We start from the raw sequence: 18,352 nt of genomic DNA on the forward strand, positions 1-18,352 counted from the left end.
TCGCCCGGCCGTGAACAGCGTGCCCGGGCTTTTTTTGACTCTTTTTATAGAGTGTAGCAATATGTAGCAAATCATATTTTATTGGTATATTCATGGGCATTGTTAAAATCTCCGAACAATTGCACGAAGAAGTGCGTAAGAACAGTGTGGTGATGGAGCGTTCTATCAATTCGCAGGCTGAGTTCTGGATGAAAATCGGGAGACTTGCAGAGCAAAACCCCACGCTTACCTATGAGCAAATTCTGGAACAGGAAAAACGTCAGCAAAACGTATCTACAGTGAGGTTGGTTCATGAGTAATGTATCGATAAAAAATGCACAGGAAATCGCATTGATGCGTGAATCCGGTCGGTTACTGGCCAGTGTATTTCATGCGCTGGACAAAGAAATTCAGGCCGGCATGACCACCATGGAAGTGAATGATTTCGTCGATGCATTCATCACTGATACCTTGCAGGCAAGACCGGCCAGCAAAGGGCAGTACGGCTATGAATATGTGCTTAATTCATCGGTAAACGAAGTGGTATGTCACGGCGTGCCGTCGGTGGCAAAGAAGCTGCGGGAAGGGGATATCGTGAATGTGGATATCACGCTTGAGAAAAATGGCTTTATTGCCGACAGCAGCAAAATGTATTGCATCGGTAAAGTATCACCCATTGCGAAAAAGCTCGTAGATACGACTTACGAAGCCATGTGGAAAGGCATCGAAACTGTAAAGCCAGGCGCTACACTGGGTGATATTGGTCATGCTATTCAGTCGCATGTAGAAAAAGAAGGCTTCAGTGTCGTGCGGGATTACTGCGGGCACGGTATTGGCCGTGAAATGCATGAAGAACCGCAAGTTGTGCACTATGGCCGTAAGGGCACTGGCATGCATTTAGTGCCGGGCATGACATTTACCATTGAGCCGATGATTAATCAGGGCACCTACAAAACCAAGCAAAAGAAAGACGGCTGGACAGTGGTGACCCGCGACAAAAAACTCTCAGCACAATGGGAGCACACCATTCTGGTGACTGAAACCGGGTTCGAAGTGCTTACGTTGCGGGATGAAGAGAAGTAGTAAGCAACAAAGACTGGCCAGAGTGACGGCTTGAACGTGCTTATAATTTGGTCTATAAATGAGCTTCATTCCGACGTAGGGGGTAAGTTGTGCAAATTAAGCCAATAAGTTTTATAGAAAAACATGCAGCAGATCTGCCTGTTGACGAACCTATTGTTGTGACGCAAAACGGGGAGCCTGCCTACGTTATCGAGAATTATGCTCAGAGAAAGTTCAGGGATGATGCTATCGCAATGCTGAAAATGTCCACGTTTTCCGAAAAAGATGTAGCTGCGGGTGAAGTGATTGATTCTGATGTTCTTAAAACCCGTCTGAGGCAAAAACTAAAGGCTGCGTCTGAGAGCCGCTAATTTGTTTCCAAGCAGAAAGGAACTCTGCCGTGGACTACTCCATTTACTATACGAAGACATTTGAACAACTTGTTGAACTCTGTGTTCAGCACCTGGCCCCATTCACTTCAGAGGAAGAAGTGCTGGAAAGAGTATTCAGGGCAATTGAGCGTTTTGAATTCACATTGGCTGCAGGCTCTGAGGCTGCTCCTGTTTCTCCTTATCTGTCGACACTGGGCGTCTTTAATTACAGAGAGTTTAATGTCGATGGCTTTCGAATATTGTATCGCCACGATCGGGCTGCAGATGCCATCATCGTCGTTCTCTTCTGTTCTCAGAAACAAGATCTGGTTGCGCTTCTCGTAGATTACTGTCTTATTTACAAATGACAAGATAACAAAGGCAGCCGAAGCTGCCTTTTTCATTAGCGCTTAAACATCAGGATTAGAACGTCAGTCCTGCGCGGCGTTTATACAGCGGGTTTTCGCTGTCGTCTGCATAACCGGGTTTCTGTGCTTCTACGGCTTCATCAGAAGAAGGCAGCTCCAGCGGCAGGGTGCCGGTGGGTGATACTTTGCCGGTTAGCACATCAATCACGGCATCGTCAGCACTACCGAAGTTAGCCAGAATAGCGCCTGCGGTATTGTTCAATTCACCCATGATCATGGGGCGTTCCAGGAAGACGGATAAGATAGTTGGCACTTGCTGGCTGACGGCCAACATTTGCTGATACTTCTCATCGTCTTCGCGGAATGACACGCGGCCTTCGTTCTGGCGGCTGCCGAAGAAGTGGTTCGGATGCAGCTTTTCACTTGGCGTTGAGAAGCGGAAAATCGCAAAGTCGGCTTGGGCCGGGTCGGTCACAACTTCAAAGCCACGAGCGGTAAGTGCCTCTGCATTTAAGCCATCAACGAACACTTTCTTCATCGAGTCAGCCAGTGGCAGCAGCTTATCTGCATTTTTCAGTAGCACCTGAGATTTTGCCTGAACTTCCCGTGCCAGTGCCCGCCATTCCGGTTTACCTACATTCGATGCTGCAGTCGCTTCATCCACGTAGGGGTTGTCGAATAAACCGAGCTCAAACTTCAGTGTAAGAATACGGGTGGCCGACTCATCGATACGCGCTTCTGTCAGTTTGCCTTCATGTACCGCGTTAACGATGATTTCAGGCTGGTCTTCACCGCCGAACTGGTCGATACCTGCGGTAATACCTTTCACGAAACGCTCAGGAATCGTCAGGTCTTCCACACCCCACGGCGTCGCAATTTCCCGCACACCTTGTGGTTTAGTCGGTGCCTTGCATTCTTCGCTACAGTCCCGGGTTACCGCCCAGTCTGAAACAACAACACCTTTAAAGCCGGCATCGCCGCGCAGCAGGTTTTGCAGTATTTGTTTGTTGAAGCCCGGGCTTACTGCTTCTACCGGCTCACCGTCTACAGTGATGCCGTGTAAGATAGGATACGCAGGCATAATGCCGGTGGTTTTGGCTTCGAAAGCTCCGTCAAATGCGCGGATATGGTCTTCAAAACTGGTATCGTCCAGTTGGGCATTGCGGCCGTAATAGTTATGGCCATCAAAACCTTCTACCGCTGCACCGTAACCCACCCAGTGTTTGGTAACAGTTGATACGCCTTCCGGCGTGATGCCATCAGAACTGCCCTGGAAACCACGAATATACGCGCCAACCTGCTTACTCACTTCACCAGCATGGCTACCGAAGGTGGCAATGATACGGGGCCAGCGGGGTTCAGTGGCTAAGTCAGCCTGCGGTGATAACGCCATGGTAAAACCGGTTGCACGGTATTCCTGACGGGTAATGTCACCAAACTGTTCGGTAATTTCAGGGTCGTTCAGCGCACCAAAACCAAGAGGCTCAGGCCACTGCGTGAAACCATCGGTAGACTCTGCAGCACCTAGCACGTACTGGAAGTGGTTGCGCGGGTCGGTACTGATGATAGCAGGAATACCCAGCCGGGTGGTTTCTGCCAGTGCCTGAACTTTGTTGTTCTCAACGGCCAGATCTGCCGGAGACATATTCAGGCGGCTGATATAACTGCCGATGTGTTTATCTTTGAACAGTGATGTGGCGACATCGATGTCATAGCCGTCCTGAGAAAAACCGGCAAATCCATTTTTACCAGGCAGTGTGCCGTGCACCATTTCACCGGCTTTTTCTTCCAGCGTCATGCGTGCAACCAGGTCGGCCACACGTTCTTCAACCGGCAAACGCCAGTCTTCATACGGGGTAAGTTTGCCATCGGCATTCAAATCACGGAAAGTCAGGCCGTCCTGTTCGATAACCGCTTTGCTGGTGGTTTTTACCGCCACCTGGCTTACAGGGGCAGAATCTTTCTTCGGTTGCTCAACCCGGGAGGGCGAGGGTTTCTCGCCACAACCAGTAAGCATAGCGGTAGTGATAAGGCAGGCACTACCCAATGTTGCTGTATGCTTTTTCATTAATCGTGTCCTTGACCGGATAATTATTCGTTAACGGCGCCTGTGATCTGGTAAGTACCTGAACCTAATGAAAAGGTGTTCAATTCACCGGCACGGGAAACGTTAGCTACGAACTTACTGGCTGTCACATTCTCGCCGTCAATCTTCAATGCTTGCTGCGCGCCGGGTAACGAAATTGTTGCTGTCGTGTTAGCAGGAATGGTTACCCGGTAGTCAAACTTACCATCTTTTACTTGCCAGTGGCTCGAAATTTTTCCGTAAGGTGAATCATATTCAGCTTTTACCCAGTCAATTTCGTTCTGCGGGTCAAACTCCGGCTTCAACGCAAAGGTTTTAAAACCGGGGCTCAGTCGTTGAATACCGCCTGAGTGGCTGATTAACCATTCACCGATAGCACCGAATGAATAGTGGTTGAAGGAGTTCATGCTGTTATTGCCACCGAATCCGTCTTCTACTGTGTAACCGTTCAGGCGTTCCCAAATTGTTGTTGCACCCTGGTCGATAGGATACAACCACGACGGATACTGGTCGTTGAGCAATAAGCGGTATGCATCACCGGTATAGCCATTCTCAGACAGCGCTTTGCTGATCCAGGCAGTACCAATAAAGCCGGTCATCAAAGAGTAAGCCGGGCGGGTTTTCCCTGCATCGTCAACGTTTTGTGACGATACCGAACGGGTGAGCTTCTCTGCCATCGCTGCTGCGTTATCTTCGTTGAATGCGTTCATCGCCAGACCAACCGCAAACGAGGTTTGGGTGTCTGCTACTGCCCATTCTGCCGGTGGAGCCACCGGATTAAACATACTCGGGCCGCCCACCAGGCCAACGGTTTGCTGTTCATCATTCACGAACTTATCGTTAAAGAAGGCTTTGCGTTCATCATACTGATTGCGGTACTCGCGGGCCTGCGCATCATCGCCCAGTACCGCTGCTACCTGCGCCATAATATCCAGCGCATAAATGTGATAAGCGGTAGCCAGATAATCTGCACCTAACTGATTGTTCTGCGGGCCTAACCAGTCTCCTAAACCTGAGTCAGTGCTTAAGCCGGTTTCGCTGTCGATGGAGTCGTGCAGGAATGTCATGTATTCATTCATGGACGCGTAGTGTTCAGCGAGCAAGCCTTTATCACCATATTGAAAGTAGGTTTCCCACGCAACGGTGATACCGGCTACGCCCCACAGCACGCCACCGAAACCGCCGCCAACAGGAGCAACGTCTGCATACCGGCCACTGTCAGCCTGAGTATCCCGCATTGCCTGTAAATGGCGACGCATAAACTGTGAGGCATCACTCACATACGTCGCGGTGGGGGCAAACACGTTGATGTCGCCGGACCAGCCCATACGTTCGTTTCGCTGTGGACAGTCAGTCGGTACAGACAGAAAGTTATCTACGTTAGACCATGTCAGGTTTGACCATAGCTGATTAACCTTGTCGTCTGAACATTCGTAACTGGCAGTCAGCGCCTGTACTGAACTTACTACCACACCGTTGACCGCTTCAAGGGGCAGAGGCTTTTCAATGCCTGTGACTTCAATGTACTGGAAGCCATGTGAAGTGTAATGCGGCTCAAAGGTTTGCTCGCCGTCAGTCATGATATAGATATCCTGACTGAGTGCGGCGCGATAATTTTCTGTCATGATCATGCCCACGTTCGGGCCTGATTCTGGTAAGTCCGGATAGAGCATTTCGGCAAAGCGCACGGTAACGGCTTCACCTGATTTACCGTCTGCGAAATGCAGACGAGGTACGCCAACGATATTTTGTCCAAGGTCGTAGACAAACACGCCGGGTCGCACCTCTTCCACACTTTTTGCCTGAACGGTGGTAAATTTACGGGCCGGTTCACCAATTTGCCCGATAAGCTTCATATTGTCGTACGACAGCGTTTGTGCAGGGCGCATCATGTTTGGTTGTACATTCTGCGCTTTTGTTTCCTCAAGAGAAATTTCAACTGCCGGTTCCCATTCACCTTCAAACGACGGGGTCGCCCAGCCTGCCTGCGCTTCTGCGATTCGGGCATCGTACACTTCACCCATAGACAAACTGCCGTACACTACCGGTGACGTGTCGCTGAACTGCCAGCTGCCCGGTTGGGTAACCACAATACTCTCAGAGCCGTCTTCATAGGTAATGACCAGTTGCGCGAGCAACGACTGTCGATCACCAAATCCATTCCAGGTGTTGCCGAAGCCCAGCATACCGCTCCACCAACCTTCGCCCAGCCGTGCGCCCATGGCGTTTTCACCTTTTTGAATGGCACTGGTGACATCATAAGACTGATAAAGGTGGGTCAGGTTGTATTGGGTAAGGCCCGGATTGTAATAATCGTTACTAACCTTTTCACCGTTCACATAGTATTCGTAAATGCCCCGCGCGGTCACATACAGACGGGCTTTGCTGACGGCCTTTTCTGCCACATCAAACTCAGTACGTAACTGCGGCATACCGTTTTTTTGGGTATCAACAACAACCAGCTGGCTGTCATCAGAGCCGGTGAAGGTAATCCCTGCTTTGGTATCGCTGACCTGAGCAGATTTTTCTGCGAATGCAGCGCCATGCTCGGCGCCATTAAACAGCACGCTGTGAGGCGTGTGCATGTTGCTCACCGTCAGATTGCTTACTGTGACGGTTGTACCAGCATCTGCCGCTACACCTATATCGTTAAGCATGCCATAGGTAACATAGTCGTGGTTGTGACCCAGAGGATTCAGCTGTACCGTTGCCCCTTCCACCAGTGGCGGAAACATCATCTGGAATCCGGATTTTTCTTCAGATTCCGCACCCACCCAGAATGCAGGGTTGCCATCTAACTGAACGGTGACATTGCCGAATTCATTATTGATAAGCAGGTGGTGAGGTTTAAAACGGTTATAGGCATTGATCAATGATTGCTTAATATCGAAGGATTTAACCGGTGTATCTGCGTTGTCATCCGGCGTGTAACCGGCACGGTAAAAGTTCAGCGTCGCCGGTTCACCGTTTTCAACACCTTCCACGTCCAGCTCAATCTTGAAATAACTCTCGTCTTCGCCGCTTTCTACCTGATAGATATTCTTATACTTATCCATCATTCTCGGGTCATTAGCCGCATAAACAATACCGCCGGCTGTACCACCTTCAGCAATGGTGATATCTGCACCGATACGGAAGAGAGGCAGATAATCGCCATACAGGGGGAGGGCGTTGTCATCACCACCAATCCAGGTTGCGCCGTTCCAGGCATTCAGTGAGGTATCCAGTAAGCCTGTTTCAAAAGTAGAGGTGGCTTCACTCGCATCGCCTTCGCTGTCCCATACCGTCAGCTGCCATGTGTACTGTGTACGCGGGCTTAAAGGCTTGCCCTTATAGGTAATATGCAGCGCTTCTGAGGAGTTTTGTTTGCCGGAGTCCCATACCTGCGCGCCGTTTTCATCTGTCACGCGGATGCGGTAAGCCGACTGGCTAAGACCTTTTGCTCCGCCTTTGGCTGACATCTGCCAACTAAAACGGGGCGTAGTGACGTCAATGCCAATGGGTTGGGTGCGATAGTCAGTTTTCAGTGCTGCAAGATCAAACTGATCAGTAACACTTCCGACGCTGCCAGTTCCTCCGCAAGCTGAAAGTAACGTGGCGGGTGCTGCAACAGCAAGGGTGAGAATAAGTTTGCGCATGCAAATCTCCGGTACATACCTGATGGCAATCTGTTCAAGTGAAACTGAATATATCGTCAGTTTTCCTGAAACGTTATGATTGAAAGTGATTGGCATGTTGCCCTAAGCATATAGATGTTGTCAATGTGTTAACGGCGGTTCACCGGAAACGAATGGTTTTGGAGGCGTGTGAGTGTTACCAACCGGACTGAATAATCCGCGCCGGTGTAGTGCGCTGTAAAGTGATTAGCGCATTTTGGATGCGCTGCAAAGCATGTTTTATCAACTTTACATCCAGTTCTGCGTCGATCTGTCAGTTCGCAAAAAATTGCTTGTTTTTTATCCATGAATTTTATCAATAGCTGGTATTAATCATATTTGTTTGTGATTGTTATTGACTGCATATGATTGTCGATGTACTTTGTTGCCTCAATGTTAATTAATATCGAGCAGTTTTAATAAAAATAACACGCTGCCAAAAATTAGATAAATCACTGACACAACCACGCAAGGAGTTGAAAATGGCTTCATTTTCAGGACTGACAACCACACCAGTTTTCCGCCGTTCTGTACTCGCGGCACTTATCACTGCTTCTTTTTCTCAATGTGCAGTTGCACAGGAAGCAGAGTCTGCACAATCTGAACCGGATCCAATGGTAGAAACCATTGAAGTTCGTGGTTCAGCAACTGGTACCCTTATCCGCGGTGCAACACCGGTAGGTACTAACGTTGTAGGGATTTCAGAAGAAGATGTCGCTGAAATTGGTGTGCCTGACAGCAACGAACTTCTTGCACAAATTCCGCAAATGACCAGCACCTTCAACAGCCGCCCGACCATGGCGACTGATATTGGTCAGGGCATGCCGATGCCAAAATTGCGGGATATCGGTACCGGTGGTGGTAGCACGACACTGGTACTGCTGAACGGTTTACGTTTACCGGGGTCGGGTATTATCCAAACCGTTCCAAATGCTGCGGCCATTCCTCCTTCAGTATTAAGCACGGTAGAAGTGGTAATGGATGGTGGTTCTTCTATTTACGGTTCTGATGCCATTGCCGGGGTGGTTAACTTTATCACCCAGCGTCCGAAAGATGGTGTGACCGTAAACCTTGAAGGTGGATTCGGTGACAGTTATACCGCAGGTTCCCTTAACCTGACTGCCGGTACTTCATGGGATTCCGGTGCGGCGATGTTGTCTTTCTATCACGCGGAAAACGGTGATGTGATGGGCTCAGACCGTGATTTTATTACTGCTGACAGCACAAGCAACGGCGGCGGTGACTACCGTACCCGTCAGTGCAGCCCGGGCAATATCACGGCAAACGGGACCAGTTACCGCATGGACACGCTGACAGAAGGCAGTAATTTATGTGATCCTAACGATGGTATTTCTTATGTACCGGAACAAAAGCAGGACACCATCTTCCTGGCTCTGGAGCAGGAATTTTCTGACAACGTTTTCCTCAACCTGAATACTTACTATAGCGACTGGGGTGTAGACATTACCGGCGATGCGACCAACGCGTTAACGGATCTGGGTGCTTCCGGCACGATAACGTCAGATAACCCTTATTTCACAGCTATCGGTGATGAAACTTCGCAAACTGTGGACTTCAGCTTTTCTGACGTAGTTGGCCCGGGCGCGAAAAACAGCAGCGACTTTAAAGCGTTTTCTTTCATGCCGGAACTGACCGTAGAATTACCGAACTACTGGCGTCTGAAAGCCGCATACAGTTACGGCTGGGCGGAAACCCACGGTGAAGAAACCGGCGTAAATGCGACTGCCGTTGCTACTGCGCTGGCCGGCACGGATGTATCTACTGCGCTGAACCCGTACGATGTAGCTTCAACAGACCCTGCGGTACTGAGCAGTATTCTTTCTTACTACGGTACTCTGGGTGATGCCAAGCAAACCCACCATCAGATCCGTCTTACACTGGATGGTGCTATTTATTCCTTACCGGCCGGTGATGTGATGCTGGCTGTGGGTACTGAATACTTTAAACAAAACTATGACGTTTCGTTCGGCGGTGGCGCAGCAGATGCCCTGCAAATGACAGAAACATCCGCGTCACGCAACGTGAAGTCTGTTTTCAGTGAAGTGGTTGTGCCGGTGATGGATGACATCGATGCCGGTACTATCGACTTTACTGCATCCATCCGTTACGACAGTTACAACGATGTGGGCAGCACGACCAATCCGAAGATTGGTGTGGATTATTCACCTACGGACAATTTACGTCTGCGTGCACAATGGGGTACCTCATTCCAGGCGCCAAGTCTGGCAGACTCCGGTGCAGCCGTTGATACCCGTGCGATTACAATGAGTGTCAGTCCGTTCATGGCGCCGGATGCCGCTGATTCTGACTTCTATCGCGGTACTATTATTCTTGCCGGAGGTAGCGACGGACTGCAGCCTGAAGAATCTGAGTCATACAGCGTAGGTTTCGACTGGACACCAGAGTTCTCTGAGGGACTGAAAGTCAGCATGACCTATTTCGATGTGGACTATTCAAGTGCAATCAGCCTGGCACCGTTCTACACGCCTAGCGTACTGTTCAGCACGGAAGGTTACTCGGATTACTACACAATTAATCCAACACTGGATGAGGCGCTGGCAGCGGCTGATGGCATGCGCATTGACGGTCAGTCCATCGAAAGTCTGTATGCTGACGGCAATTCAGCCTACGTCCTTTTCGATGCCCGCCGAAACAATATGACGGCCACCAAGCTGTCAGGTATCGATTTCGACATCGCCAAAGAATGGCAAACCAGCTTTGGTAGCGTGAATGCCAGCGTCGCCGGTTCTTATACTCTGGACAGAACATTCCAGCCTGTACAGGGCGCGGCGTATCAGGATGAAAAAGGTACCGATGAGCGTGGTGACTACAACCTGTTAGCCCAGGTAGGTGCGACTTACGAAAACATGCTGGGTACTGTGCGTATTCTTCACACCGATGGCTGGGAAAACGCGGTTGCTTCAGCAGACTCTCTGACCACAGTAAATCTGTTCGGTAAGTACGATTTAGGCGAATATGAGTTTGTGGAAGAGGCATCTGTTACTGTAAACGTAGACAACCTGTTCGACGAAGATGCAGTTTACTATGATGATGCAAACGGCTTTATCAGTGGTTCAACACTGGGCCGGGTGATTTATCTGGGACTGAATCTTAAGATGTAATTCAGTGCATGAACTGAAAGCGGAGTCTGCAGACTCCGCTTTTTGTCGTTCAAAGTAAGGCTTAGAAACGGCCTGAGCACTGACGAAAGCAACATGACGGAACACAATAAATGCAGGAGAAAAATCATGCTTAAAGCCGTTCTGGATATAGGCAAAACCCACATTAAATTGCTGTTGGTAGATAACGGTAAAGAATGCGCCAGCTTCAGCTGTAAGAATGCGCCCATTGCCGGCATGTATCCTCAGGCAGATGTGGAAGGCATATGGAACTGGCTGGCAGAAACCTTACGCTCCTGCACACTTACGCCTGATATCAACGCTTTTGTTGTCACCACTCACGGCGCGACGGCTGCGTTAGTGAATACAAACGCCCCTGAAGGAGAGCAACTGGCACTGCCGGTCCTTGATTATGAATATCAGGGCGTAGAGAGTTGCTCTGATGCTTATGAAAGTGTGCATCCTGACTTTTCAGAAACCTTGTCACCCGCGTTGCCTGCAGGTTTGAATCTGGGTAAACAATTATTCTGGTTACAGCAGAAGTATAAAGAGGCGTTCGACTCAGCCTCAACCATTTTGCTTTATCCGCAGTACTGGGCCTGGCGTCTCGGTGGCTCACCGGCTGCAGAAGTAACATCTTTGGGGTGTCATACCGATATGTGGCAACCTCAGATAAAAGACTACTCTTCGCTGATTGATAAGTGTGGCTGGCGGGAGAAAATGCCGGCACTTAAAAACGCATGGGATTGTCTTGGCACCGTGTCGGCACAGGTTGCAAAGGAAACCGGATTATCTGAACAGTGCGAAATTTTTGCCGGTATTCACGACAGCAATGCCAGCCTGCTGCGCTATTTGTCACTGGCGAAAAGTGGCGAGAGTTTCAACGTGATTTCTACCGGAACCTGGACCATTCTGATGCAGGCAAACGGTAACACCGGCAAACTTGCCAGCTATAAAGATACCCTGGCCAACGTGGATATTTTCTCTAACCCGGTCAGTTGCGCACGTTTCATGGGCGGACGGGAATACGAAAGCATTTGTACTTCTCTGGGCGGCAACATTCGCATGAGTGCTGAAGCCGGGGATATTCAGCAGGCGCTGGATGAAGGCTGGATGGTGACGCCGGATTACAGTCAGGGGAACGGCCCTTTCGGTGGCCTCACTGCAAAACAATTATGTCCGGATGCGCCGCCTGCTCCCCAGGCTATTGCGACACTGTATTGTGCGCTGATGATTGATCAACGGTTAACTGATCTGCATTCCACCGGCACGATATATATAGAAGGGGCTTTCCTGAAGAACCCGATGTTATGTCAGTTAGTCGCGCAGCTACGTCCGGGCCAGACTGTTATGCTCTCCCGTGACAATACGGGGACTGTAATGGGCGCGGCGAGTTTAATTCACTTTGATAAACAGGCTGCAGCTGAACTGGACTTAGTGCCCTGTGAACCTGCTGCATTTGATAAGTTGGAAGCGTACCGGGAAAAATGGTACAACGCGATTGGATGAATCTATCATATTCAATCAAAAACTTGGTGTTTTGATTGATTGTGCTTGAACAGGTGACTATATTATCGCTTACACGAATAACAATTATACAGGCAACACCATGCTGGAGAAGCAACGTCACCAGCTCATTCTGGATATCCTTGATGAGAGCACCTTTGTGAGTGTGCGCGACTTGTGCGCGCAACTTAACTCGTCTGAAGCGACCATTCGTCGTGACTTAAACAAACTGGCTGATGCGAAGAAAATTAAAAAAATTCGCGGCGGCGCGCAGGTGTTAGACAGTAAGACCGTGTCTAATATCCGTCTTTCCGGTAATGCATTTCTGGTGGACAGAGAGCGCAATACCAGTACTAAGCAACTCATTGCCAAAGCGGCTACTGACATGTGTGAAGACGGCGAATCTATCATCATCAATGGCGGTACATCCACGTTCATGATGTCTGAGTTTCTCGCCGAAAGACGCATGAACATTCTGACGAACTCCTTTGTACTTGCACATGAGTTACTGGAAAACAGTCAGAATCAGGTCACGCTCCCCGGCGGGGAAGTGTACCGCAAGCAAAGTATCATTCTCAGCTCATTCGAAAACGACACCACACAAAACTACCGTGGCAGTAAAATGTTCATGGGTTCACCCGGTGTCAGTGAATTCGGCGTAATGGAAACCGATCCACTGCTTATTCTGGCGGAGCAAAAACTCCGTAAGCGGGCTGATAAACTTATCGTACTGGCTGACAGCAGTAAAATTGGCGTGAAAGGTAATCTGATTTTCTGCGGATTGTCTGAAGTCGATACGGTCATCACCGACAGTAATGCAGCACCCGAAGCACTGGATAAAATCCGCGAATTCGGTGTGAATGTGATTGTGGTCGAGGCCTGCGATTAAGATTTACCACTTGTACAAACAGAGCGCGGTATCCTTCCGCGTTCTTTTCAGCTTCTGTCTCTGAATCAGCCCTGCCTTCATCAACAACTGCTAAACATCCGCAAATCGTCACCCCCGAATAAATTTATACAACCCTTAAAATACTTGTAACAATTCTGTTATATTGTGATTGGAAATGATTGACAAAGATTGTATTGGATGTATATTGAATCATTAATGAATTAATGAGTCTCACAAAAGACCAGTTTCAATTAATTAACTTCACAGGATGCCTATAAATGCCTTATCAGCCAGATGAATACAAACACGTTAAATATCTGTGGGAAGACGAGGTTGCAGATAAACTCGATCCCGTAGAAAACCTGGTATACCGCTCGAATAAGCTGGGCGAAGACCAGCGTATTACTAATACCGGCGGCGGTAATACTTCGGCAAAGTTAATGGAAAAAGATCCGTTAACCGGTGAAGAAACTGAAGTGCTGTGGGTAAAAGGCTCCGGTGGCGATCTGCGTACATCAAAGAAAGAAAACTTCTCTTCTTTATACCAGGACAAACTGAACGCACTTGACGGCGTGTATCAGGACTATTCAGATAAAGGCTATAAGTCTGCCGGTGAAGACCGTATGGTCGGCATGTTCAAGCACTGTAACTTCTGCCTGAATCCACGGGCCTCGTCTATTGATACGCCTCTGCATTCAATGATTGACGAAAAGCACGTTGATCACCTGCACCCGAATGCCGTTATCTCCGTTGCATCCTGTAAGGCGCAGAAAGAACTGACTGAAGTGATCTGGGGCGGCAAGCTGGCCTATGTGCCGTGGATGCGTCCCGGTTGGGAAGCGGCGAAACTGTGTGAAGACACCTATGCTGCGAGCCCTGACATCTGGGGTATTCTGTTAGGTCAGCACGGTCACACCAACTGGTCATCTGAAAGTAAAAGCTGTTACGAAACTTCTTTATGGGTTATCGAAACAGCGGCACGTTACATTGAAGAGCATGACAAAGGCGAAATGACCTTTGGTGGTCAGAAGTATCAGTCTCTGGACGATGCAGCCCGTACTGATCTGTTAAAAGACTTTTTACCGGTAGCCCGCGGCCTGCTTTCTAATAAAGTGAAGTTCATCGGTACTGTACAAACTGATGATGCCACACTGCGCTTCGTAAACAGCGTTGATGCGCCCCGTCTGGCTGAGTTAGGTACATCGTGTCCAGACCACTTCCTGCGTACTAAAATTAAGCCGCTGTTCGTCGATTTCGATCCGCAGAATGACGACTTCGATACCCTGATCACTAAGTTTAAAGCTGGTCTGGAAAAGTATCGTGAAGATTACACGGCATATTACGAAGCCTGTAAACGTGAAGATTCTCCGGCTATGCGTGACCCGAGCCCGACGGTTGTACTGATTCCGGGTGTAGGCATGATTGCCTGGGGCAAGAACAAGAGTGAATCCCGCGTTACTGCAGAATTCTATAACTGTGCTATTGAAGTAATGCGTGGTGCAGAAGCGATTTCTGAATATACCGCGCTGCCAGCTCAGGAAGCGTTTGATATTGAATACTGGGCGTTAGAAGAAGCAAAACTTCAGCGAATGCCGGCAGAAGCGCCACTGGCCCGCGACGTGGTTGTAGTGATTGGTGCCGGTGACGGTATCGGTAAAGCGACAGCGCACCGTGTTGCTAAAGAAGGTGCCCACGTAGTGTGTGCAGACCTTAACCTTGAGAACGCACAGCGCACCGCGAAAGAACTTACTGATAAATATGGTCAGGGAATTGGTGTAGCCGGTACAGGGATTTCTGCCTGTGGCCCGGCTGTAGCACTTCAGGCTGACATCACTAAACGTGAAACCGTGGAAGAGTTGTTCACACAGGTACTGCTGGCGTATGGCGGTCTGGATAAAGTGATTGTGACTGCGGGTGTATTCATCGCAGAAGGCGCAGACATGGCGAAGAACGATCAAATCTTCGACCTGAGCTTTGGCGTGAATGTGAAAGGCGGTTATGTGGTTGGCTCAACGGCTCAGAAAATCTGGGAAGCGCAGGGCCTGAAAGGCGCACTGGTACTGACTACCAGCGTGAATGCAGCCGTATCGAAGAAAGGTTCTCTGGCGTACGACACCAGTAAAGCTGCGGCAAACCATCTGGTTCGCGAACTGGCGGTTACCTTGTCACCGCTGGTCAACGTAAATGCACTGGCACCGGCAACAGTTGTGCAGGGCAGTAACATGTTCCCGAGAGACCGCGTGATTTCATCACTGACCAAGTACGATATTGCTCATGATGAAAGTGAAAGCACGGAAGAATTACGTAACAAGCTGGCGCAATTCTATGCACAGCGCACGTTAACCAAACAACCTATCACACCGGATGATCAAGCCGAGGCGGCCTATCTTCTTGTATCCGGTCAACTGAGCAAAACAACCGGGCAAGTGATCAGTGTAGACGGCGGTCTGCATGAAGCTTTCCTGAGATAAGAGGTGACTTATGTTAAGAAGAATTGATGCATCCATTATCAGCGATGACAACGAAAAGCTGAAAGGGCACTTAGACGCAGATTACGCTGCGCTGGCAGATAAACTGGCACGCCAGGATATCGATATTGAGAAAATCACTGAGCTGGCCGGCGAATTCCAGGTTGCCGTACCTTCATGGGGTACAGGTACCGGCGGCACCCGTTTTGCCCGTTTCCCCGGTGAAGGCGAGCCGCGCAATATCTGGGAAAAGCTGGAAGACTGCGCAGTGATCAACGAAATGTCAGGTTGTACTGACAGCGTATCGCCTCACTTCCCCTGGGATGTGGTTGACGATTTCTCTGAGCTGAAGCAAAAAGCAGATGAGTATGGTCTGAAGTGGGTATCGGTGAACTCAAACACGTTCCAGGACCAGCGCGGCCAGGAACACTCTTACAAGTATGGCAGTTTGAGCAACACCAAAAAAGAATCCCGTGACCTGGCGATTCAGCACAACCTTGATGTGATTGGCTACGGTCAGCAACTCGGTGCAAAAAGCCTGACAGTATGGGTTGGCGACGGTTCAAACCATCCCGGCCAGCAACATTTCCAACGTGCATTCGAGCGTTACCTTGCCAGCATGGAAGAAGTGTATAAAGGCTTGCCCGATGACTGGGAAATGCACATTGAACACAAAATGTTCGAGCCTGCATTCTACTCAACAATCATTCAGGACTGGGGTTCAAACCTGCTTGCCGCTATGCACTTAGGGCCTAAGTGTAAGTCTCTGGTTGATTTGGGTCACCATGCACCGAATACCAACATTGAAATGATTGTGTCACGCTTAATTCAGTTCAAGAAGCTGGGCGGTTTCCATTTCAATGACAGTAAATATGGTGACGATGACCTGGACAGTGGTTCACTGCATCCTTATCAGCAGTTCCTGATCTTTAACGAACTGGTTGATGCTGAATATCGTCAGCAGGACGAGTTCGGTCCGGCGTATATGCTTGATCAGTCACACAACGTGACCGACCCGGCAGAGAGCCTGATCAATTCAGCCATTGAAGTACAGCGCTCTTACGTCAAAGCATTGCTGGTTAACCGCGAAGCCCTGTATGGTTTCCAGGAAGACAATGATGCACTGATGGCGTCACTTGAGCTGAAAAATGCGTTCAACCTGGATGTATCACCTATTCTGGCGATGGCGCGTTACCGTAAAGGTTCACCGATCAACCCTCTTGGTGTTTACCGCGGTGTTGGTTATCGTGAAACCATGGCAAAAGAGCGTCCACGCGACCCCAATGCCACCGGTTCTGGTATTGTCTGATTCAGACGGACTGTGAATTTGGCCTGAAGATACAGCTCGCGTTTGCGGGCTGTTTTGTATCTGAGGGCTGTGGATCTGTAGCATGAGAACGGAAAACAATAATGCGATTAAGCCAGTGTCATAATTTTCATGATTTTCGTAAGTTGGCGCAGAAGCGTTTGCCGGGGCCAATTTTTAACTACATCGATGGCGGTGCTGACGATGAAACCACGTTACGCCGCAACACGTCGGCTTTCCGTGAGTGTGATCTGATCCCCCGTGTACTCACCGGGGTGAAAGATATTGATTTGAGTGTTGAAGTGATGGGGCAAAAACTGCAGTTGCCGGTTTATTTGTCACCAACCGCACTGCAACGTTTGTTTCATCATCAGGGTGAACGGGCTGTGGCAGCGGTCGCAGAGCAATTCGGTACCATGTTTGGTGTGTCATCCCTCGGCACAGTCAGCATGGAGGAAATTGCTAAGCAATACGATACGCCTCAGGTATATCAGTTCTATTTCCATAAAGATCGCGGTCTCAACAGAGCCATGATGGAGCGGGCGAAAGAGTCTGGTATCGAAGTGATGATGCTTACTGTCGATTCCATTACCGGCGGTAACCGCGAACGGGATTTACGTACCGGTTTCTCCATTCCTTTCCGGTTGAATCTGGCGGGCTTGTGGCAGTTTGCGACTAAGCCGGCGTGGGGCATTAACTATGTCACCCATGAAAAATTTTCGCTGCCGCAACTGGATGCCCACATTAATATGGGCGGTTCAACCAGCTCTATTGGTGACTACTTCACAAACATGCTCGACCCGTCGATGAACTGGAAAGACGTGGCAGAGATGGTGAAATTTTGGGACGGCCAGTTCTGTCTCAAAGGGATTATGAGTGCCGACGATGCTAAACGTGCCGTTGATATCGGCTGTACCGGCATTGTGATTTCAAACCACGGTGGCCGTCAGCTTGATGGTTCCCGAAGTTCCTTTGATCACCTGGCTGAAATTGTTGATGCCGTTGGTGACCAGATTGACGTTATGTTCGACAGTGGTATTCAGCGCGGTACACATGTACTCAAAGCATTAGCGCTGGGTGCGAAAGCGGTCGGACTGGGGCGCTATTATCTTTATGCACTGGCAGCGGCTGGTCAGAAGGGCGTAGAGCGTGCGATGCAGCAAATGGTGGCTGAAATCGAACGGGACATGCGCCTGATGGGCTGTAGCAAAATCAGTGAGCTGAACCGCGACCACGTGCGGTTCAGATAAGCGTTTTGTACACTTTGTAAAAATAAGCACGCACGCAGGCTAGCCTGCGTGCTGTCATTCTGATGCCCTCCATCTATCCCTGAATCCTGATTCAATCCGTTAACAGTTCTCCGGATCTCCTTTAAATACATCACTGTATGCGTATCCCTGCACCTCATGATTACTACTTTTGAATATTTGTGATTGAAAATGATTAAAAGTGTGTGATTTACATAAAATTATTGTGTATGCTGGCAATTGTATTGTTTAAATGATGTAAACCCGTTACTTA

12 protein-coding genes are annotated in these 18,352 nt (G+C 49.3%); 10 read left to right on the forward strand and 2 right to left on the reverse strand.

What is annotated here, in order from left to right:
- Window positions 1-92: 92 nt before the first annotated feature.
- The 4 genes from DS731_RS00640 to DS731_RS00655 all read left to right on the forward strand — a co-directional run bounded on the left by DS731_RS00640 (window position 93) and on the right by DS731_RS00655 (window position 1,780).
- Window positions 93-299, forward strand: coding sequence for a ParD-like family protein (locus DS731_RS00640; RefSeq protein ID WP_070125995.1), 207 nt, complete (start codon window positions 93-95; stop codon window positions 297-299).
- Window positions 292-1,062 (forward strand): type I methionyl aminopeptidase, encoded by a 771-nt coding sequence (gene map, locus DS731_RS00645; protein WP_119499521.1) that lies wholly within the window; start codon window positions 292-294, stop codon window positions 1,060-1,062. The genes DS731_RS00640 and map overlap by 8 nt, the downstream gene beginning before the upstream one ends.
- 89 nt (window positions 1,063-1,151) lie before the next feature.
- Window positions 1,152-1,412: a hypothetical protein gene (locus DS731_RS00650; RefSeq protein WP_119499522.1), complete on the forward strand. Its 261-nt coding sequence runs from the start codon at window positions 1,152-1,154 to the stop codon at window positions 1,410-1,412.
- 29 nt (window positions 1,413-1,441) lie between these two features.
- Window positions 1,442-1,780 carry a type II toxin-antitoxin system RelE/ParE family toxin gene (locus DS731_RS00655; protein WP_161599058.1) on the forward strand — a complete coding sequence of 113 codons (339 nt, stop codon included), beginning with the start codon at window positions 1,442-1,444 and terminating at the stop codon, window positions 1,778-1,780.
- A 55-nt stretch (window positions 1,781-1,835) separates the two neighbouring features.
- Here the strand turns inward: DS731_RS00655 and DS731_RS00660 are convergent, their stop codons facing one another.
- Together DS731_RS00660 and DS731_RS00665 are read right to left on the reverse strand one after the other, a co-directional pair.
- The gene (locus DS731_RS00660; RefSeq protein WP_202980692.1) at window positions 1,836-3,848 is read right to left on the reverse strand and encodes a glycoside hydrolase family 3 protein; all 2,013 of its coding nucleotides are present in this window, start codon (window positions 3,846-3,848) and stop codon (window positions 1,836-1,838) included.
- 23 nt (window positions 3,849-3,871) lie between these two features.
- Window positions 3,872-7,504: a family 78 glycoside hydrolase catalytic domain gene (locus tag DS731_RS00665; RefSeq protein WP_161599059.1), complete on the reverse strand. Its 3,633-nt coding sequence runs from the start codon at window positions 7,502-7,504 to the stop codon at window positions 3,872-3,874.
- Window positions 7,505-8,004: 500 nt separating this feature from the next.
- Between DS731_RS00665 and DS731_RS00670 the strand changes: the two genes are divergently transcribed.
- From DS731_RS00670 to DS731_RS00695, 6 genes are all read left to right on the forward strand, one after another.
- Window positions 8,005-10,665, forward strand: coding sequence for a TonB-dependent receptor plug domain-containing protein (locus DS731_RS00670; protein ID WP_119499525.1), 2,661 nt, complete (start codon window positions 8,005-8,007; stop codon window positions 10,663-10,665).
- Between the two features lie 126 nt (window positions 10,666-10,791).
- Window positions 10,792-12,171, forward strand: a complete 1,380-nt coding sequence (locus DS731_RS00675; RefSeq protein ID WP_119499526.1) for an FGGY-family carbohydrate kinase — start codon at window positions 10,792-10,794, stop codon at window positions 12,169-12,171.
- 100 nt (window positions 12,172-12,271) lie between these two features.
- Window positions 12,272-13,057, forward strand: coding sequence for a DeoR/GlpR family DNA-binding transcription regulator (locus tag DS731_RS00680; protein ID WP_119499527.1), 786 nt, complete (start codon window positions 12,272-12,274; stop codon window positions 13,055-13,057).
- 278 nt (window positions 13,058-13,335) lie between these two features.
- The gene (locus DS731_RS00685; RefSeq protein ID WP_119499528.1) at window positions 13,336-15,528 is read left to right on the forward strand and encodes a bifunctional rhamnulose-1-phosphate aldolase/short-chain dehydrogenase; all 2,193 of its coding nucleotides are present in this window, start codon (window positions 13,336-13,338) and stop codon (window positions 15,526-15,528) included.
- A gap of 10 nt (window positions 15,529-15,538) precedes the next feature.
- Entirely contained in the window at window positions 15,539-16,834 is a 1,296-nt protein-coding gene (locus DS731_RS00690) for a TIM barrel protein (RefSeq protein WP_119499529.1), read from the forward strand.
- 101 nt (window positions 16,835-16,935) lie between these two features.
- Window positions 16,936-18,081 carry an alpha-hydroxy acid oxidase gene (locus DS731_RS00695; RefSeq protein ID WP_119499530.1) on the forward strand — a complete coding sequence of 382 codons (1,146 nt, stop codon included), beginning with the start codon at window positions 16,936-16,938 and terminating at the stop codon, window positions 18,079-18,081.
- Window positions 18,082-18,352: the final 271 nt, after the last annotated feature.

Origin of the sequence: Alteromonas sp. RKMC-009 (genome assembly GCF_003584565.2) — a bacterium.
GTDB lineage: Bacteria > Pseudomonadota > Gammaproteobacteria > Enterobacterales > Alteromonadaceae > Alteromonas.